Raw genomic sequence first — 19,975 nt, forward strand, 5'->3', positions numbered from 1 at the left:
CCCCTAGTCGAGACGGCGTTTAGTTTTTAGCGCCGTCAGGCCGATAAACATCACCGCCGAAGCAATTAAAAACAGCACGTTGATAATCAATACAGTCGAAATATTCCCCGCCAGAAACAGGCTTTGTAGCGTGCTGACAAAATAACGGGCAGGAATCACGTAAGTCACCGCGCGGATAATCGCCGGCATACTGTCAATCTGGAAGATAAAGCCGGACAGCATGATAGACGGCAAGAATGCGGCGTTGAGCGCCACCTGGGCGGCATTAAACTGGTTGCGGGTAATCGTCGAAATCAACAGCCCCATACCCAATGTGCTGAGTAAAAACAGGCTGGTTACCAGGAACAGAATCAGCAGAGAACCGCGATAGGGCACGCCGAGAATAAATACCGACACCAGCATACACAGCAGCATCGCCAGCATTCCGAGCACGTAATAGGGCAGGAGTTTGCACAGCAGCAGCTCGGTACGCGTGACTTGTGTCGAGAGTAACGCTTCCATGGTGCCGCGCTCCCATTCCCGCGCCACCACCAGGGACGTCAGAATCGCGCCAATCACCGTCATAATGATGGTGACTGCGCCGGGGATAATAAAATGCTGGCTGATAGCCGCCGGGTTAAACCAGTAACGGAGCTGCACATCGATTAGCGGTTCAAATTTTTCGCCCCGGTCTTCCGCGCGTTGCTGTTGCCATATTTGCCAGATACCTTCCATGTAACCTTGCACAAAGTTGGCGGTATTCGGCTCGCTGCCATCAGTAATAACCTGCACCGGAGCCGTCGCACCTGCGCGTGCCATGTTTTGCGCGAAGTTGGTTGGGATAACCACCAGGCCGCGAATCTTACCCGCCTGCATCAACTGAATCAGATGCTGACGATTATCGCTAATGGTCGGGTCGATGTAAGGCGATGCGGTAATGGTGTGGGCGAAATCCAGCGCTTCCTCGCTTTGCTGTTCCAGTAACACGCCTACGCGCAGGCGGCTGGAGTCCAGGTTGATGCCGTAGCCAAAAATAAACAGCAGCAGTAACGGAATCACCACCGCAATCAACCAACTGCTGGGGTCGCGTACAATCTGGCGAGTTTCTTTCACGCACAGGGCGCGCACGCGGCGCCAGGAAACGGCCTGATTATGTTCGCTCATGCTCGTGATCCTTATCCCATTGATGAATCAGCGTAATAAACGCCTGTTCCATCGTCGGGTCAGTTTGCTCGTCATCGGCCGCTTGCTCTTTCAGGTCATCCGGCGTGCCGCTGGCAATCAGCTTGCCGCGATACACCAGCCCAATACGGTCGCAGTATTCCGCTTCATCCATAAAGTGCGTCGTCACCATCACCGTGACGCCTTTTTCCACCATGCTATTGATGTGCAACCAAAATTCGCGGCGCGTAATCGGGTCAACGCCTGAAGTCGGTTCATCGAGAAACAAAATGTCTGGCTCATGCATTAACGAGCACGCCAGCGCCAGGCGTTGTTTAAAACCGAGCGGCAGTGCATCCGTAGAGCTGTTCATAATCGGTTGCAGGCTGAAGGCTTCGCTCATGCGATTGATTTTTTCCTCCTGCGCTTTGCCACGCAGGCCGTACACGCCGGAGAAAAATCGCAGGTTTTGCGCCACGGTTAAGTTGCCGTAGAGCGAAAATTTTTGCGCCATGTAACCCAGATGCTGGCGTGCCTTGCCGGAACTGGTTTTTAAGTCCATATCCAGCACCAGCGCTTTGCCAGAAGTGGGCACCAGCAAGCCGCACATCATTTTAAAGGTGGTGGATTTCCCTGCGCCGTTCGGCCCCAGCAGGCCAAAAATCTCACCGCGTTGGACGGTGAAATCCACGTTGTCCGTCGCCGCAAAATCGCCGAATTTCTTGGTTAATGATTCCGCCCGGATAACCGTTTCGCCTGCTGTTCCTTCTACCGTATGCAGGATTTTCCCCAGCGGAGATTCCTGAGTGGCGGCACCGCCGAGCAGGTCGATAAAGGCATCTTCAAAACGGGGCTCGGTTTGTGAAATGCTGTCGGGTGGCACATCAAGCGCGTGGCTGAGATCTTCAAGAGAGGCATCTTTGGCGAGGATCAGGCGCACCGATCGCCCCTGAATCACGCCGTCGCTGACCTGCGGTAATTTCAGCGCACGTTGCAACAGTTTGCGGTTGTTTTCTTCACCGTGGCTCACCAGCAGCGAGCGCCCGGCCATTTGCTGCGTCAGCTCTTTCGGCGCGCCATGGTAGAGCAGTTCGCCTTCGTTCATCAGCAACACGTCGCGGCACTGTTCGGCTTCATCGAGATACGACGTGCTCCACAGAATCAACATGCCGTCACCGGCGAGTTCATGCACCATTTGCCACAGTTCGCGGCGCGAAATCGGGTCGACGCCGACGCCGGGTTCATCAAGCAGCAGCACTTTTGGCTGGCCGACCAGGGTGCAGGCGAGGCCGAGCTTTTGCTTCATGCCGCCTGAGAGCTTCCCGGCAAGCCGGGTGGTAAACGGCCCAAGGGCGGTGAATTCCAGCAGGCGCTTAAAGGTGTTTTTGCGTTCCTCGCCCGTTACGCCACGTAAATCGGCGTACAAATTCAGGTTTTCCATTACCGTTAAATCTTCATACAGGCCAAATTTTTGCGGCATGTATCCCAGAACGGCGTGCAGAGCGCGGTCGTCTTCCACCGGATCAAGCCCAATCACGCTGGACGTGCCTTCTGTAGGTTTTAATAAACCTGCCAGCATGCGCATTAGCGTGGTTTTCCCGGCACCGTCAGGGCCGACCAGACCGGTAACCGATCCGGTATGAATCTCGCATTCTAGGCGTGCGACCGCAGGCTTTTCCTGCCCCGGAAATTGTTTCATTAGCCCGTGCAGGGCAATGATGCCGTCCTGGCTACTCATGCGCGTTTTCATCGTTGAATTTCACCGTGACCGGCATTCCCTGACGCAGTGCGTCATCGGCGTCGGTGACGATAATGCGCAGGCGATACACGAGATCGGTGCGCAAATCCGGCGTTTCGACGGTTTTCGGCGTGAACTCAGCGGTTGGTGAAACGAAACCGATTTTGCCGTGATACGGCTTATCCGGGCGGCCATCGGTGTAAACCAGCAACTCGGTTCCTGGTTTCGCCTGATTCAGACTCACTTCGCTGACGTAAGCTCGCACCCAAACCGGGCGAGTCAGAGAAAGCGTTAGCACGGTGCTTCCGGCATTCAGCATGCTGCCAGGTTCAACTGCGCGGGTCAGCAATGTGCCGTCGGAGGGCGCAACCAACGTGGTGTCCTGTAAATCTAATTGTGCCTGAGCAAGTTGGGCTTTCGCCTGTTGCAGGCTGGCCTGCGCCTGGGCAATTTCTTGTGGACGGTTCCCGGTGCGGTACTGGCTCAATTTGTCGCGCGCCGCTTTCAGCGTGGCTTTGGCCTGATCGCTGGATGAACGCGCATTTTCCAGTTCGTTGGCAGAAATCACGCGTCTGGCCCATAAACCCTGCTGGCGCTGATAAAAGTTCTGCGCGTAATCAAATGCCGCCTGGGCTTGATTGACCTGCGCTGCGGCCTGGGCAATTTCTTCGTCGCGGTATCCGGCGATGATCAAATCAAACTTAGCCTGTGACGCGGCGACGTTAGCTTGTGCCTGAAGCAGCGCATTTTGGTATGGCCCCTGGTCCAGCTCACCTAGCGGTTCGCCAGCTTTAATCGCATCACCTTCGTCAACCTGTAACGCCGCAAGACGCCCGCCAACGCGGAAACTCAAATTGACGGTGCGGATATCCACGTTGCCGTACAGCGTCAACCCTTGCTCTTGTTGGCTTTTGTACCACATCCAACCGCCTGTCCCTGCGGCGATAAGCGCGATAACCACCACGGCGATAACGATCGGCTTTTTACTTTTCATTGCTGGCATTTCCTCGTTGGCTCGCTAACCCCTGCAAAATGAAATCGATATGGCTGCGCACCACATCGCTGATTTGTTTCACGCTTTCTTGATCAAACGTTGTCCACCCGGCGCGGAGCAAAATGGTTTCCCGCCCGAGACGAAATGCCAGCACCTGCCCAAGCAGCGCATGGGTATGAAGAATTGTGGCGGTGTCATCGGGGCTGCGACCCGTATAGCGGCCGACGAGCGTGGTGAGATGCGTGTGCATCGGCGCAATCACTTGCTGGTGAATCAGCTGATAGGCCGGAGTGGGTGAAAGCTGTTCGCGGGATATAAATTTGCTCAGGTTCAGCGTTTCATCGGCGGTCAGCAGGATAATCATGTGCTCGCACGCGGTATGAATCAGCTCGCGTATCTGCGGTTTGTCTGGATTTTCCTGGCTGAGAATAGCTTCGGCACGTTTGACGTGAGGCTGGAAATTGTGGGTGATGAAATCAGCAATCCATTGCGCGGACGCCATATACAGCTCTTCTTTCGAGCCGAAATAGTAAGTGATGGCGGCAATGTTTTGCCCGGCGAGTGCGGCGATATCACGGGTCGTGGCGTGCAAGCCATATTCACCAAATTGCGCGATGGCGGCTGTAATTAGCGTGTTTTTTGCCTGCTCACCACGGGAAGTTACCGGCGTCGGTGTCGCGTTCATACCGACCTCTTAAAAAGTTAATCAATCGATTGATTAAGAGTAGGCTCTCGATATCGCAGTGTCCAGTTCCAAACATTTATCTTGTGAATGCATCGAAAAATAGAATTTGTGCGCAAAGTCACAAAACCTGTTACACTGCGCGGCTTACGGCACCGTGGTTTGTGCCCCTCTCTTGCGCCAGAATGACTGGCGTCATACGAACCCCTGGAAACTACACCGCACCTCGCGGTCAGGGCGATTCTGGAGTTCCAAATGTCTTTTGATTCTCTCGGCCTGAACGCCGATATTCTGCGTGCAGTGGAAGAGCAGGGCTATCGTGAGCCTACCCCTATTCAACGTCAGGCGATCCCGGTTGTTTTAGCCGGTCGTGACCTGATGGCCAGTGCCCAAACCGGCACCGGCAAAACCGCTGGTTTTACCTTGCCGCTGTTGCAGCGCCTGGTAGACAAACAGCCGCATGCGAAAGGCCGTCGCCCAGTGCGCGCCCTGATCCTGACGCCAACCCGTGAGCTTGCTGCTCAGATTGGTGAAAACGTCAGCGACTACAGCAAATATTTAGATATCCGTTCGCTGGTGGTTTTCGGCGGCGTGAGCATTAACCCACAGATGATGAAACTGCGTAGCGGTGTCGATGTGCTGGTGGCAACACCGGGCCGTCTGCTGGATTTAGAACACCAGAACGCAGTTAAACTCGACCAGGTAGAAATCCTGGTACTGGATGAAGCTGACCGCATGCTGGACATGGGCTTTATCCACGATATCCGTCGCGTGCTGGCAAAACTGCCTGCTCGTCGCCAGAACCTGCTGTTCTCCGCGACCTTCTCTGACGATATTAAAGGCCTGGCTGAAAAGCTGTTGCACAACCCGGAAGAAGTTTCCGTGGCGCGTCGCAACACCGCTTCTGAGCAAGTGACTCAGCACGTTCATTTCGTTGATAAAAAACGTAAAAGAGAACTGCTGTCACAGATGATTGGCGAAGGTAACTGGCAGCAAGTGCTGGTGTTTACCCGTACCAAACATGGTGCAAACCACCTGGCAGAACAGCTGGGCAAAGACGGTATCACTGCTGCGGCCATCCACGGTAACAAGAGCCAGGGCGCGCGTACTCGTGCATTGGCTGACTTCAAAAACGGTGGCATCCGTGTGCTGGTAGCAACGGACATCGCCGCGCGTGGCCTGGATATCGAAGAACTGCCACACGTTGTGAACTACGAACTGCCAAACGTACCGGAAGACTACGTGCACCGTATCGGCCGTACTGGCCGTGCTGCGGCAACGGGTGAGGCGCTGTCTCTGGTGTGTGTTGATGAACACAAACTGCTGCGTGACATTGAACGCGTGCTTAAACGTGAAGTGCCGCGTATGGCGATTCCAGGGTACGAAGTGGACCCAACTATCCCAGCCGAGCCTATCGTTAACGGTCGCCAGCAGCAGCGTGGCGGCGGTCGTGGCAACGGCGGTGGTCAGGGCCAGGGTCAACGTCGTGGTGGCAATGGTGGCGCATCATCTGAGCGCAGCAATGCACCGCGTCGCCCATCTCGCCCACAGGCAGATGGCGCAAAACCAGCGGGCGCTAATGGTCGTCGTCGTCCGCCACGCAAGCCAGCATCAGCATAATTAATTAGGCTTTGCCAACTCAAACAGAGGCGCTAACATAGCGCCTCTTTTTTTTACCGGGAAATGTTATGCGCGTGCTACTGGCACCAATGGAAGGCGTTCTCGACTCGCTCGTTCGGGAACTGCTGACAGAGGTTAATGACTACGACTTGTGTATCACCGAGTTCTTGCGCGTGGTCGATCAGCTTTTGCCAGCAAAATCCTTCTATAAACTTTGCCCGGAACTGCATCAGGTCAGCCGCACATCATCCGGTACGTTAGTGCGCGTTCAATTACTGGGGCAACACCCGCAATGGCTGGCTGAAAACGCGGCCCGCGCGGTGGAACTTGGCTCCTGGGGCGTTGATCTCAATTGCGGTTGTCCTTCTAAACTGGTGAACGGCAGCGGCGGCGGTGCCACTCTACTCAAAGATCCCGACTTAATTTACCGTGGCGCGAAAGCGATGCGTGAAGCGGTGCCTGCGCATTTACCTGTCACCGTTAAAATCAGGCTGGGTTGGGACAGCGATTCCCGGCAGTTTGAAATTGCTGACGCCGTACAGCAGGCCGGTGCGACCGAGCTTGTCGTTCACGGGCGCACCAAAGAAGACGGTTATAAAGCCGAGCGGATAAACTGGGCAGCGATTGGCGAAATCCGCCAGCGTTTGTCGATTCCGGTGATTGCTAATGGCGAAATCTGGGACTGGCAAAGCGCGCAAGATTGCATGGCGGCAACGGGCTGCGATGCGGTGATGATCGGCCGCGGCGCGCTCAATATCCCCAATTTAAGCCGCGTGATCAAATACAACGAGCCGCGTATGCCATGGCCGGATGTAGTGAAATTGCTGCAAAAATATAGCCAACTCGAAAAGCAGGGCGATACCGGGATGTATCACGTGGCGCGCATCAAGCAGTGGCTGGGATACTTGCGTAAAGAATATGTTGAAGCAACGGACTTGTTTACTGAGATTCGTACACTTAAGCATTCTGCGGACATCGCCCGCGTGATTTGTAACCCGGTACGTTAAGCCGCGATCTTCGTCACGATTTTCAATTCATTCGTTTGAGTGATGTTTCGAAGCTGATAGAGTGTCATTGTTGGATTGTTACTGCTGCGGCAGGCAAAACCTGATTTTCTGGCTCCTGCCGGAGGTCAGGTTTTTTTGTTTCTGGGGTACTGATGAAAATCGCCAAAATACTCAATAACAATGTCGTGGTGATTCTTGACGAACATGGACGTGAACAAGTGGTGATGGGGCGTGGCCTGGGCTTTCAGAAGCATATTGGCGACAACCTGGAAAACGACAAGATTGAGAAAGTGTTTGCCCTGAAAAGTGACGAACTGGTTGCGCGGTTAGGCGAATTACTTAGCCAAATCCCGCTGGAAGTGATGACCACCTGCGATCGTATTATTGAGCTTTCGCGTCAGCGCCTGGGTAAGTTACAAGAAAGCCTGTACATCACGCTGACCGATCACTGCCATTTTGCTATCGAGCGGCAAAAGAAGGGAGTGGTGATTCGCAACGTCTTGCTGTGGGAAATTAAGCGTCTTTATCCCAAAGAATTTTTGCTCGGCCATGAAGCGTTGACCATCATCGAAAAGCGCCTGAATGTTCAATTAGCGGAAGATGAGGCAGGGTTTATTGCTCTGCATCTGGTGACTGCGCAGTTGAACAGCGAAATGCCGGAAGTGATGCACGTGACCCGGGTGATGCAGGAAATCTTGCAGATTGTGAAATACCAACTGCGGTTTGAGTATGACGAAGAGAGTCTGAGTTATCAGCGCTTTGTTACGCATCTGAAGTTTTTTGCCCAACGAATGCTGAGCCGCAACGTGGTGGCAGATGACGATGTCACGCTACATGCGGCGGTGAAAGATAATTACCCGCACGCCTGGCGTTGTGCTGAAAAACTCAGTCGCCATCTGATGACGGAATATCAACGAGAGTTAACGACAGAAGAAATTATGTTCCTCGCAATTCACATTGAGCGGGTGCGCAAAGAGAGTCTTAAAGTTTCATAACGGCGTGCCGAAAGGCCGACGAAAACAAAAACGGATTGTTACTGCTGCGGCAGGCAAAACCTGAGCACTGGCTTCTCCTCGAGGGAAGTCGGTCTCAGGTTTTTTTTTACTTTACTCAGTCATATATGCCGAAAGGTGAAAGGAAAGAATGATGGGATATCAAGATGTTGCAAGAGATATTCTGACCCATGTCGGTGGGAGAGAAAATATTATCAGCCTGGTCCACTGTGCCACGCGCTTACGTTTTAAGCTCAAAGATCAGAAACAGGCTGATGCGCAGGCGCTGAAAAATAACCCTGGCGTGATTATGGTGGTGGAAAGCGGCGGGCAGTTCCAGGTGGTGATTGGTAATCATGTTCACGATGTTTACAACGCGGTGTGTGCTGAGGCCGGAATTGTTGAAGATGGCGTTCAGCCAGCGTCTGAACCGGGTGAAAAGGTTAATATTCTCAGCCGCTTGATTGATATTGTATCAGCAGTATTTACGCCGTTTATCGGTGTGATGGCGGCCTCCGGTATTCTCAAAGGCTTGCTCGCCGTGGCGGTGGTTTTTGGCTGGCTAACGACCGAAAGCGGGACATATAAACTGTGGTTCGCCGCCAGTGATTCGCTGTTTTACTTCTTCCCTCTGGCGCTGGGTTACACGGCAGGTAAAAAATTTGGCGGGAATCCATTCGTTACCATGGCTATCGGTGGGGCGCTGACGCATCCGGTGGTGATGCAGGCCTTAGAGGCCAGTAGCCAGGCGGGTGCCGCCACCGAATACTTCCTCGGTATTCCTGTCACTTTTATTAACTACAGTTCTTCAGTTATCCCGATTATTTTAGCCGCGTGGGTGAGTTGCTGGCTGGAAAAACAGGGCAACAAGCTGTTGCCCTCTGCGATGCGTAACTTCTTCTCCCCGCTGTTTTGTCTTGCCATCACGGTTCCACTGACCTTTCTGTTGATTGGCCCGGTCGCGACATGGCTAAGCCAGATGTTAGCTCATGGGTACCAGGCAATTTATGCCCTGGCACCGTGGCTTGCAGGCGGCGTGATGGGGGCTATGTGGCAGGTGTGTGTCATCTTCGGACTGCACTGGGGATTAGTCCCGCTGATGATTAACAACCTGAGCGTGCTCGGTCACGACACGATGATGCCGCTGTTATTGCCCGCCGTCATGGGGCAGATGGGGGCGACCTTAGGTGTACTCATTCGTACCCGCGATGAGAAGCTTAAAGTGCTGGCAGGCTCCGCGTTCACCGCAGGGATCTTCGGTATAACTGAACCTGCTGTGTATGGGGTGACGCTGCCCAATCGCCGCCCGTTTATCTTCGGCTGTGTTGCCGGTGCCGTTGGCGGCGTGATTGTTGGGTTCAGCCAGACAAACGTCTATTCGTTTGGCTTCGCCAACATCTTTTCCTTCGCGCAAATGATTCCGCCAGGCGGCGTGGATGCAACCGTGTGGGGCGCTGTTTTCGGAACGCTGTTGTCGCTGGTATTAGCCTGCGTTATGACATGCATCGCGGGTTTACCCCGTACAGAAGTTAACGCGCCTGTTGTGACGAAACCGCGCGAGAACGAGATCCTTGCGCCGATGAGCGGAACGGTACTGGCGATGGATCAGGTTCCAGATTCCACTTTCGCCAGCGGTTTGCTTGGCGAAGGGGCAGCGATAATCCCGCTGACCGGCAAAGTTATCGCACCGTTTTATGGTGAAGTCGCCTCGTTATTCCAGACCCGCCACGCCATTGGTTTGCTTAGCGATAGCGGCATCGAAGTGCTGATTCATATTGGTATTGATACGGTAAAACTGAATGGTCAGTACTTCACCACCCATGTGAAAGTGGGGGACAAAATTAAGCCCGGCGATTTGCTGATTGAGTTCGACAGGCAAGCGATTCTGGATGCCGGATACGACCTCGCAACCCCCGTCATTATCAGCAATAGCGACGAGTACGCGAGTGTGACGCGAAATACTAACGACCATGTAATTGATTCAGGTATGCCGTTCCTGACGGTTTTAAACAAAGGAGAAGTAAATGAAAGCATTTCCTAAAACGTTTCTGTGGGGCGGCGCGATCGCTGCAAATCAGGTAGAAGGCGCATGGCTCGAGGATGGGAAGGGCATTTCCACCTCCGACCTGCAACCGAATGGCGTATTAAGCGACACCGTTGAGCGCAAACCGGGTGATTTTGGCCTTAAAGATATCGCGATCGATTTCTACCATCGCTACCCAGAAGATATCGCGTTGTTTGCGGAAATGGGGTTTAGCTGCCTGCGCGTGTCCATTGCCTGGACGCGTATCTTCCCGAACGGTGACGAAACTCAGCCTAACGAGGCGGGTCTTGCATACTATGACCGTCTGTTCGATGAGCTGGCGAAACACAACATCACGCCGATGGTCACGCTTTCGCATTACGAAATGCCGTGGGGCCTGGTGAAAAACTACGGTGGATGGGGCAACCGTGAAACCATCACCTTCTTTGAGCGTTATGCGCGTACCGTATTCACACGTTTCAAAAGTAAAGTGAAGCTGTGGCTGACGTTCAACGAAATCAACATGGCGCTACACGCGCCGATGACGGGCGTTGGGATCTCTGAAACCAGCAGTAAAGCTGAAATTTACCAGGCGATTCACCACCAACTCGTTGCCAGTGCGCTGGCGGTAAAAGCCTGCCACGAAATCATTCCTGATGCGCGTATCGGCAACATGCTGCTGGGCGGCCTGGTGTATCCGTTGAGCTGCAAGCCCGAAGATGTGCTGGAAACCATGCAGGAAAATCGTAACTGGTTGTTCTTTGGCGACGTGCAATGTCGCGGTGAATATCCGGGTTATATGCTGCGCTATTTCCGCGACAACGGCATCAAGCTGGAAATCTCTGAGAGTGACCGCGAAGCGCTGAAAGCGACCATCGACTTTATCTCCTTTAGTTACTACATGTCCGGATGCGTCACTGCTGATGAAGAACTCAATGAGAAAGCACGTGGCAATATTCTAAACATGGTGCCAAACCCGCACCTGGCGAGTTCCGAATGGGGCTGGCAAATCGACCCAATCGGCCTGCGTATTTTGCTCAACAAGCTGTGGGATCGTTATCAGAAGCCATTGTTTATTGTTGAAAACGGCTTAGGGGCGAAGGATAAACTCGAAGCCGATGGGACGGTGCATGATGATTATCGCATCAGCTATCTCAACGACCACTTAGTTCAGGTACGCGAAGCGATTGAAGATGGTGTTGAGGTGCTGGGTTACACCTGCTGGGGACCGATCGACCTGGTGAGTGCATCGAAGGCGGAGTTGTCTAAGCGCTACGGGTTTATCTATGTGGATCGCGATGACAAAGGTAACGGTACGCTTGCACGTTCACGCAAGAAAAGCTTCAACTGGTATAAAGAAGTGATTGCGACCAATGGCGCGAGTTTGAAAGGATAATTGTTGGGGCGGGGGTTAACCCCGCTCACTCACCATTCGCTTAATAAACCCGCGCACCCACATCAGCGCTGCATCGCTGTTATGGCGCTGATGCCACAACAACGCCACTTCAAATGGCGCAATATCCAGCGGCACCGGGCTGCTGCACAGTCCCCAGGTTTTCTGCCAATTCTCACACAACCCCTGCGGCACAGTTGCCAGTATCGGCATCATGCTTAATAGTCCCGGCAGCGCGGAAAAGTGCGGGGTGGTGTAGTTAATCTCACGTTTCAAATTTTGCCGGGCTAACACGGTGTCGATATGGCTGCTGGTCGCTTCGCGGTAGCTCACCAAAACATGCTGTTGCGCAGCATAAATCTCCGCAGAAAGCGGGGCGGCGAGTTGCAACTGCGACGGATGCCAGAGCGTCACGAACTCCATCGGCGTCAGAAGTTCGCGTTCCATCCACCGAGCGGACTGGTTTGCCACGCTGATGGCCATATCCAAATCCCCACCTTCCAGGCGCTGCGCGTCCGTAAAAGGGTCACTGGCGACGACATTCAGGCGCACGCCTGGCGCCTGCGCGCGCAGCGCTGGCAGCAGTTGTGGCATCAGCCACATTTCTACCCAGTCAGTCATGCCGATGGTGATTGTCGCTTTTGCTGAAGCGGGGTGAAACTCCGCCTGCTGGAACAACGCGCTTTGCAACTGTTCCAGCAGTGGCATCAATTCTGTATGCAGCTCCGTTGCACGCGCCGTGGGCTGCATGCGATGGCCGCTGCGAATAAAAAGCGGGTCATCAAACATTTCACGCAAACGTGCCAGCGAACCGCTGACTGCGGGCTGGCCGAGATGTAGCTTATCCGCCGCCAGAGACACACTCTGTTCGCGAAATAAAACCGCAAACGCAATCAATAAGTTGAGGTCTATTTTGCGAAAATCACTTTCTTTGATAGTCATTATTTCTCCAATCAATTGGAGTGATAATAAAGCCTGGCCGACACTGTCCGCAAGTTGAACCGACTTTTGAGGACAAAATGAAAACCACGTTAACAATTTTAGCTTTGCTGGCTGGTAGTGCGCTGGCAACAAATTCTTTTGCACAATCATTGCCTATTAACCCGCAGCAGGCTCCTGGTTTTTATCGGATGATGCTGGGTGACTGGCAGGTTACGGCTGTTTCGGACGGTACCGTCGTGGTGCCGCTCGACAAACTTTTAACCCGTATTTCCCCGCAGAAATTACAGCAACGTATGGCTCAGGATTCGATGACCCCAGCGGCGGAAACTTCAATCAACACCTTTGTGATTAATACCGGCAAACAGGTAATTCTGGTGGATACCGGAGCGGGGGCGCTGTTTGGGAAAGACGGTGGGCATTTGCTGGATAATTTACGTGCTGCAGGGTTTCCACCAGAAAGCATCGATCTGGTACTGCTGACGCATATTCACGGTGACCATTCAGGCGGCGTTGAATTTAATGGCAAACCTGCATTTCCAAACGCAGTTGTGCGCGTTGAACAAAAAGATGTCGACTGGTGGCTCAATCCGGCGAATATCAGCAAAGTTGAGCAAAGCCAGCGCCACACGTTTGCCGAGTCCGAACAGTCAATGCGGCCTGTTATTAATGCGGGCAAACTGGAAACGTTTCATGCGCCGACAGAGATCATTCCTGGTATCACGGCCATTCCAGCCGCAGGTCATACGCCAGGCAGCGTGATTTACCGCGTCAGTCACGGCGGCCAAACCATGATGTTGTGGGGCGATATTATTCATGCCAAAGCCGTACAGATTCCGGATCCGGATGTCGCTATCCATTTTGATGTCGACCAAAAGCAGGCCATTGCGACACGCGAACGCGTGCTACAGCAGATAGCCCAGCAAGGGGATTGGGTCGCTGCTGCGCATATTGCGTTTCCAGGATTTGGGCATGTTAAGAAAGAGGGGGCCGGGTATCGATGGGTGCCCGTTAATTACAGTGCGAAGGGAATAAAATAACAAAGGGGTGCCGCCATTGTGGTGGCACCCGCTGTTTTCAGAAAATCATCTTAAACACGCCGGTTACGACCAATAAGCCAATAATAAAGATAATCAAAATTGCCCAAAGAATAATTTTCATCACGACTCCCTATCTTATGGCTAGTGTTTAAACAGTATAGGCAAGGAAGTGCGGAGCGGGGGGAGTTGCCTCCCCAAAAACGCAAATTGAGATAAATTGAAGTGAATTAGATTAGAGGCTTACGCGCAGCCAACAGGAAAATCATCGGGCGTTCTTTTTCTTCATCCAACGCCGGGTTCTGGGCGATTTGTTCAGCGGCAGGCCCCCATTCATCAAGCTTTTCGATAATAAAACCGCTGGCAATAAGCGCGTTTATCCAGCTCGAAAGTTTGCGATGTTGTTTCTTTACGCCATCGGCAAACCAGTTGCTGATACGCACGCCTTCCTGCTGATAATGATTCACCGGCCAGGATTTTTGCCCGGTCTGATCGGTCATCCAGCCTTGTTGCAACGGGGCGGTATAAATCGGATGCTCTGCCGAAAACACCAGCATGCCACCGGGAACCAGCGCCTGATAAAGCGTATTGAAAAGTGCCGGAATATTTTCCAGATAATGCAGCGCCAGCGAGCTGTAAAACAGGTCAACACTTTGCACTTCCGGCTGTAACTGCTCCAGATCTTCACGGCGATAAACAATGCCTGCGCCCGTCGTCATTTCCTGGGCCTTTTCGAGCATTTTCAATGAGACATCCAGGCCCAACACATTTGCTGCACCCTGGTCACGTGCGTAGCGGCAAAACCAACCGTATCCGCAGCCTAAGTCCACCACCGTTTTACCTTGTAACGGTGGTAAAAATGTTTGCATGGTTGCCCATTCCGGCGCGCCATCTAACCCTTTAGTGGAGCGGTCGAGAGTGGCGTATCCTTCAAAAAATGCCGGGTTATCATAGATATTTTGTGTCATTGCAACTCCTGTTCGCAAAGCCGTGATTGGCAGAAGAAGTCTAATGAAGTTATTAACCTGGGGAAAGGATTTGCTGGGAAAGTAGACTAATGCTGTGAATGGTTGCTACGGTTATTTATAGGTGAAAAATAATAATCTATATAAACTAGTTTCAAATTGTATCCCTTATTAACCTCGTGTGTATTGCCACTGATACCTAAACTTTTGCGTAACGGAATGCGTAACCTGAGCGCTTTCTTTTACTCTGTGGCTAATTATGACTTCCTCACGTTTCCCTCTCGCGGCGACTGGCGTCGCGTTAATGCTCGTTTTGTCTGGCTGTGCGCCAATGCACAATAACGATGCACCTCTCGCACAAAAAACTCCTCCACAACAGTTGGATACCAAACTTCCTCCTGAACTGGCGCATGGTTGGCCGGGCAGTGACTGGTGGCGTGATTATCATGACAGCCAGATTAATACGTTGGTTGAACGTTCGCTGAAAGACTCTCCGGATCTGGCCGTCGTGGAGCAGCGCATTAAACTTGCGCAGGCGCAGACGCAAATGCAGGAAGCCAGTGACGGCCCGCAAATGGATTTTTCCGCCAATATTGAGCGTCAGAAAATGTCTCAGGAAGGGGTGATGGGTCCGTTTGCATTGACTGACCCGGCGGCTGGCACCACCGGCCCGTATTACACCAATGGTACCTTTGGGCTGACGGCAAGCTGGGATCTGGATTTGTGGGGCAAAAATCGCTCGGAAGTGGAAGCGAAAGTGGGCGTCATGAGAGCGAAACAGGCTGAACTTGCCCAGGCCAAGCAGGTGATTTCGGCAAACGTCGTGCGCTTGTATTGGGATATGCAAACGCTGCTGGCGTTAAAAGATGTCAAACAGCAAACCCTTGCGGCACAGAAAAACATTGTTGATGTCGAGACAAAACTTTATGCGCAAGGGATCAATTCATCGGTTGATGATGTTGAACCGAATATTGATTACGTGAAAACCCAGCAGCAACTCGATGACATCGAAGGGCGCATCAATATTGCTAAAGCGCAGCTTGCTGCAATTACCGGCGATGCGCATGCAGCTTCCAATATCCGACGTGTCGAACTGCCGAAGGTGAAATCGAGCGTGCCTGAAAATATGGGGTATGAACTGCTGGCGCGCCGCCCGGACCTTCAGGAAGCGCACTGGTATATCGAATCCTCATTGAGCAGTGTTGATGCCGCAAAAGCTGCGTTTTACCCGGATGTGAACCTGGGGGCGTTCCTGCAAAATGATGCACTGCACCTGAGTGATTTGTTCCGTGGCTCGGCGCAGCAAATGGGCATTATCGGCGGCTTCACGCTGCCTATCTTCGACAGTGGCCGACTGAATGCGAACCTCGATATTGTTCGCGCAGAAAGTAATTTGTCGATTGCCAGCTACAACAAAGCGGTGGTCGGTGCGGTGAATGACGTTGAAAAAGCGGCCAGCCAGTTGAACGCTATAGCGGCTGAAAACCAGCATCAGAAGACGGTATTGCAAGGCACTCATAAACTCACAACTCTTGCTCAGGCGCGTTATAAAGCAGGTGTGATTTCAGGAGCCAGATTCAGTGCTGCAACCTTGCCGGAGCTGTCAGAACAGGCGAAAGCTATTCAACTCCACGGGCAGTGGCTCAATGCTGACGTGCAGTTAATCTCCGCGCTCGGTGGCGGTTATCATCAATCTGGTAAGGCATAACAGACGCGATTCTCTCGCCACCTCCTATAATTAAAAGCTGATTGAACTTAGCCTGGAGGTGGTGATGAGTACGGCGAATAAAGTGGTTATCGTCACGGCGGCGGATTCCGGTATCGGCAAAAAATGTGCGTTGATACTGGCAGAGCAGGGGTTCGATGTGGGCATCACCTGGCATTCTGATGAACAAGGCGCGCAAGAAACTGCGCGTCAGGTCAGAGGGTTTGGCAGGCGAGCGGAAACGGTTCAACTCGATTTAGCCCATCTGCCAGACGGTGCTGCGGGTATTGATGAGCTGATTGCTCGCTTCGGGCGCGTCGATGCGCTGGTGAATAACGCGGGGGCGATGAGTAAAAATGCGTTTCTTGATGTCACTCTCGAAGAGTGGCGAGAGCTGTTTACTGTGGACGTGGACGGCGCATTTTTATGTTCACAAAAAGTCGCGCGGGCGATGGTTTCGCAGGGGCAGGGTGGGCGGATTGTGAATATCACCTCCGTTCACGAGCACACCCCGCTGCCGGATGCCTGCGCTTATACTGCCGCCAAACATGCACTGGGCGGGCTGACTAAATCAATGGCAATGGAACTGGTTCATCACAAGATTCTGGTGAATGCAGTGGCACCAGGCGCTGTCGCCACGCCGATGAATAACATGAGCGAAGGCGACGGAGCTAAAAGCAAAATCCCTGAAATCCCGCTCGGGCGAGCAGGGGAAACGGAAGAAATTGCCAGCCTGGTTGCATGGCTATGTTCAGATAGCGCCAGCTACACCACCGGGCAATCGTTTATCGTGGATGGCGGTTTTATGTTCGCCAACCCTCACTTCAAACCCAAAGGCTAATCCTGCTGTTTGCTCTCGCGATGTTTAAACCAGTAACGCGCCAGCCAGACCACGGCAACCACGCCCAGTAGCCAAATCCAGTGCTTAATATGTTGGTCCAGGTTATGTAGCCATGGGCCAACGACTTCTCCTCCGACATACCCCAGTGTTGTAAACAGCATTGCCCAAAGAATGGCGCCCAGAATGTTGAGCGGCAGAAATATCTTTGGCGGCAGGCGGCTGGCCCCAATCAAAATGGGGCCAATCACACGAAAACCATACATAAAGCGCGAGCCAATCACGAACCAATATGGATGGCGGTTGATCAGCCGCTGCGCTTTATTGATTTTCTTTTGATGTTTTTTGAAACGCTCTTTAATCGAGCCGCCGAAGCGGCGGCCAATCAGATACAACAATTGGTCGCCAATCATTCCGCCGAGCGCCACAGACAGCACCACCAGTGGGAATTTCAACAGCCCCTGGTGAGCCACAACGCCGCCTAGCAGCGTCACGGTTTCCCCTTCTGCCATACTGCCGATGATCAGTGCGGCATAACCGTAATGCTCAATCAGATTATTAATATCCACAGTGAATTATGTAACTCCTTGTTGTTGTTCAACAACAGTATAGCGCTTGCTGCTGTGTTCCTCCGTATTCGCTATTCAATCCTTAACGCGGCGGACTTTTGTTTTAACCAATGCCCGCTGAACGACAGCACAACAATCAGTGCAAATCCCGCCCCGCTGAACAAATAAAGTGCGTACGCCACGCCAAAATATTGGGCGCTGTAACCTGCGCCAACGGAAACCACAGACGTGACGATCATCTGCCAGCGATAACTTTTGGCTATGGCTCCGGGAACCAGATCTTCATTAAATTTTCTCAGTAGGGCATAAACCGCCAGCGAGGCAACGACATTCGAGAAAATGTGGGCGGTAAATACCAGAATCAGCGCCGGATATTGTGACGGCATGAAAGGAACCAGCCCGTAACAGGCGATAAAAATGAACAGGCATCCGAGCATCAGCAGATTGCTGTTGCTGTATTTTTCGAATTTTTCCGGATTCAGAATCAACGGTCCCACTAATTGCCCAAGACTGCGCGCGAAAAGTAAGGCCAGCGCCAGGCTTTGTGCTTCACGGGCAGAAAAAGTTGCTGGAACCAAACTCGGTAACAGCGCCATTGCCGGTGCTCCGGCACAAGCCAGCAGTGGTAAAAGCAAAATTGCCCGTCGCTGTGTGCCGGAAATCGATCTCCAACGGACTTTTGCCGCTGATACGGATACGACAGAAAAACTCTGGCGAAACTGTGACTTAGACAAACCCAGCAGTATCAGTGCAACAGCGAAGCTTGTCAGGTCGATACACAGCAATGCGATAACGCTGATATGCCCCAGCAATATCAGCCCCAGTCCAACGCCAAAGATGACATTGCAGGCAAAAATTAGCGTTTCGAGTGCGGTCGCCGCCGGAAGCTCTTTCTCGCTAAGGCCCGTTTTAAATATTTTGCTGATAGCCGGGAAGGTCATGCCGAGGGTAAATGCACAGATGCTCTGTGCGACAAAAAATAGCGCCACAGAGCCATTCATCACCGCAATAAAAGGGGGTGCAAGCCCTAAAAGCCCGAGGCATTCACCGGCAATCAGAATTTGAAATGGGTTTGCCTTGCTGCAAAACCGTTCCCCAATTTTACTGCCGATTAAACCGGGTGCGGTGGATAGCACATAGGCGATAGCCAGCGATGCGGGTGGCACAGAAAGACGAATTAATTCACTGAAAATAACGATATAGGTCAGGCCGTTCCCGATAGAGGACACAATAAAAGACCAGCCGAGTAATTGCAGCCATGGCTTTCCAGCCAGCGCCTGGTGAAGTGCTTTTAACATGATGTTTTCCGTAAAAATCCAATAAGTGTGCGTTTCTCACCACGGGTGAGAAATAACAAGGTCATCTTGTGACGACAGGCTCATTGGTTACGGCACTACATCGGGAACAATCCTGGAAGGAATAAGTCGGTAGGTTATTTAAATATGACGCTTTTGCCGTTTCGTCAACGTAACGGTATTAAATTCGCTAACCTTCTCACCCTGGTTATTTTCAACTGATTAAAAAACAATCAAGCCGCTGTGCATTATACTTTGACTGTGCTCACTCGTTTGTCAGGAGGCGTTATGAGTCATGTCTGGGGACTATTCTCCCACCCGAACCGTGAAATGCAGACCATAAAACGCGAGAACGAAACGGTATCGCATCACTACACTCACCATGTGCTAATCATGGCGGCCATTCCGGTTATCTGTGCATTTATTGGCACAACCCAAATTGGCTGGAACTTTGGTGACGGTACGTTCGTTCAATTGTCGATGTTTACCGGATTCTATTTAGGCGTACTGTTTTATGCACTGATGTTGGCAGGCGTTGCCGTGATGGGGCGCGTTATCTGGTGGATGGCGCGAAATTATCCGCATCGCCCGTCACTGGCTCGTTGCATGGTGTTTGCGGGCTATGTCGCAACCCCGCTGTTTTTAAGTGGCCTGGTGGCACTTTATCCGCTGGTGTGGTTGTGTGTGCTGGTGGGGGCGGCAGCCTTGATTTATACCGGCTATCTGCTGTATGTCGGCGTACCTGAGTTCCTGGGCATCAATAAAGAAGAGGGGATGAGCTTTTCTAGCTCAACGCTCGCCATTGGTGTGCTGGTGCTGGAGGTGCTGTTAGCGCTGAGTGTCATTTTGTGGGGTTATGGTTATCGCCTCTTTTGAGGAGATAAAAACAATTACGATTCAATAGTGGCAGTTTTCCGGGGCGTCAGCGTATTATGCTGGCGCCTCGTTCTATTCATACATCCAGAGAATAGATTTGCTGAGCACATTACACATACCCAAAATAATTCGAGTCGCATCGCGGCGGCAAGAGAGCGAATC

Annotated in this window: 18 protein-coding genes; 9 read left to right on the plus strand and 9 right to left on the minus strand. The window is 52.5% G+C overall.

Annotated features, from left to right (window positions below; genetic code table 11):
• Positions 1–3: 3 nt before the first annotated feature.
• Genes M2371_RS07530 through cecR form a run of 4 tightly spaced genes read right to left on the minus strand, consistent with a single transcriptional unit; the run spans position 4 to position 4,557 of the window.
• On the minus strand, positions 4–1,143 hold the full coding sequence (locus M2371_RS07530) for an ABC transporter permease (protein ID WP_259267370.1): 1,140 nt from the start codon (positions 1,141–1,143) through the stop codon (positions 4–6).
• A complete protein-coding gene (locus tag M2371_RS07535) occupies positions 1,130–2,878 on the minus strand; it encodes an ATP-binding cassette domain-containing protein (protein WP_259267696.1) in 1,749 nt (582 codons plus the stop codon). Before M2371_RS07535 ends, M2371_RS07530 begins: the two co-directional genes overlap by 14 nt.
• Positions 2,871–3,872: a secretion protein HlyD gene (gene hlyD, locus M2371_RS07540; RefSeq protein WP_259267371.1), complete on the minus strand. Its 1,002-nt coding sequence runs from the start codon at positions 3,870–3,872 to the stop codon at positions 2,871–2,873. The genes M2371_RS07535 and hlyD overlap by 8 nt, the downstream gene beginning before the upstream one ends.
• Positions 3,862–4,557, minus strand: coding sequence for a transcriptional regulator CecR (gene cecR / locus M2371_RS07545; protein ID WP_172895156.1), 696 nt, complete (start codon positions 4,555–4,557; stop codon positions 3,862–3,864). The genes hlyD and cecR overlap by 11 nt, the downstream gene beginning before the upstream one ends.
• Positions 4,558–4,809: 252 nt before the next feature.
• On the opposite strand from cecR, the gene rhlE reads away from it, so the two are divergent.
• The 5 genes from rhlE to M2371_RS07570 all read left to right on the plus strand — a co-directional run bounded on the left by rhlE (position 4,810) and on the right by M2371_RS07570 (position 11,592).
• Complete coding sequence (gene rhlE, locus M2371_RS07550) at positions 4,810–6,174, plus strand: ATP-dependent RNA helicase RhlE (protein WP_115629980.1); 1,365 nt, start codon at positions 4,810–4,812, stop codon at positions 6,172–6,174.
• A 68-nt stretch (positions 6,175–6,242) separates the two neighbouring features.
• A complete protein-coding gene (gene dusC / locus M2371_RS07555; protein ID WP_259267372.1) occupies positions 6,243–7,181 on the plus strand; it encodes a tRNA dihydrouridine(16) synthase DusC in 939 nt (312 codons plus the stop codon).
• A 152-nt stretch (positions 7,182–7,333) separates the two neighbouring features.
• Complete coding sequence (bglG, locus tag M2371_RS07560; protein WP_172895152.1) at positions 7,334–8,176, plus strand: transcriptional antiterminator BglG; 843 nt, start codon at positions 7,334–7,336, stop codon at positions 8,174–8,176.
• A 151-nt stretch (positions 8,177–8,327) separates the two neighbouring features.
• Positions 8,328–10,214: a PTS beta-glucoside transporter subunit IIABC gene (gene bglF, locus M2371_RS07565; protein ID WP_259267697.1), complete on the plus strand. Its 1,887-nt coding sequence runs from the start codon at positions 8,328–8,330 to the stop codon at positions 10,212–10,214.
• Positions 10,198–11,592, plus strand: a complete 1,395-nt coding sequence (locus M2371_RS07570; protein ID WP_259267373.1) for a glycoside hydrolase family 1 protein — start codon at positions 10,198–10,200, stop codon at positions 11,590–11,592. The genes bglF and M2371_RS07570 overlap by 17 nt, the downstream gene beginning before the upstream one ends.
• A 15-nt stretch (positions 11,593–11,607) precedes the next feature.
• Here the strand turns inward: M2371_RS07570 and M2371_RS07575 are convergent, their stop codons facing one another.
• A complete protein-coding gene (locus M2371_RS07575) occupies positions 11,608–12,531 on the minus strand; it encodes a LysR family transcriptional regulator (RefSeq protein ID WP_172895148.1) in 924 nt (307 codons plus the stop codon).
• Positions 12,532–12,608: 77 nt separating this feature from the next.
• Between M2371_RS07575 and M2371_RS07580 the strand changes: the two genes are divergently transcribed.
• Positions 12,609–13,568 (plus strand): MBL fold metallo-hydrolase, encoded by a 960-nt coding sequence (locus M2371_RS07580; protein WP_259267374.1) that lies wholly within the window; start codon positions 12,609–12,611, stop codon positions 13,566–13,568.
• A 37-nt stretch (positions 13,569–13,605) separates the two neighbouring features.
• Here M2371_RS07580 and yohP read toward each other — a convergent pair whose 3' ends face one another.
• Both yohP and M2371_RS07590 read right to left on the minus strand, forming a co-directional pair.
• On the minus strand, positions 13,606–13,689 hold the full coding sequence (gene yohP, locus M2371_RS07585) for a small membrane protein YohP (protein ID WP_072011146.1): 84 nt from the start codon (positions 13,687–13,689) through the stop codon (positions 13,606–13,608).
• Between the two features lie 106 nt (positions 13,690–13,795).
• Positions 13,796–14,533: a bifunctional 2-polyprenyl-6-hydroxyphenol methylase/3-demethylubiquinol 3-O-methyltransferase UbiG gene (locus tag M2371_RS07590; RefSeq protein ID WP_259267375.1), complete on the minus strand. Its 738-nt coding sequence runs from the start codon at positions 14,531–14,533 to the stop codon at positions 13,796–13,798.
• Between the two features lie 256 nt (positions 14,534–14,789).
• Between M2371_RS07590 and mdtQ the strand changes: the two genes are divergently transcribed.
• Complete coding sequence (gene mdtQ, locus M2371_RS07595; RefSeq protein WP_259267376.1) at positions 14,790–16,238, plus strand: multidrug resistance outer membrane protein MdtQ; 1,449 nt, start codon at positions 14,790–14,792, stop codon at positions 16,236–16,238.
• Positions 16,239–16,302: 64 nt separating this feature from the next.
• A complete protein-coding gene (locus M2371_RS07600) occupies positions 16,303–17,076 on the plus strand; it encodes an SDR family oxidoreductase (protein WP_259267377.1) in 774 nt (257 codons plus the stop codon).
• Here the strand turns inward: M2371_RS07600 and M2371_RS07605 are convergent.
• A complete protein-coding gene (locus tag M2371_RS07605; protein WP_172895131.1) occupies positions 17,073–17,642 on the minus strand; it encodes a DedA family protein in 570 nt (189 codons plus the stop codon). The two genes, M2371_RS07600 and M2371_RS07605, sit on opposite strands and share 4 nt — an antisense overlap.
• 71 nt (positions 17,643–17,713) lie before the next feature.
• Positions 17,714–18,940, minus strand: a complete 1,227-nt coding sequence (locus M2371_RS07610; protein WP_259267378.1) for a hypothetical protein — start codon at positions 18,938–18,940, stop codon at positions 17,714–17,716.
• Between the two features lie 285 nt (positions 18,941–19,225).
• Between M2371_RS07610 and M2371_RS07615 the strand changes: the two genes are divergently transcribed.
• The gene (locus tag M2371_RS07615) at positions 19,226–19,813 is read left to right on the plus strand and encodes a Yip1 family protein (protein WP_034494197.1); all 588 of its coding nucleotides are present in this window, start codon (positions 19,226–19,228) and stop codon (positions 19,811–19,813) included.
• Positions 19,814–19,975 lie beyond the last annotated feature (162 nt).

It is taken from the genome of Buttiauxella sp. BIGb0471, from assembly GCF_024807715.1.
GTDB lineage: Bacteria > Pseudomonadota > Gammaproteobacteria > Enterobacterales > Enterobacteriaceae > Buttiauxella > Buttiauxella agrestis.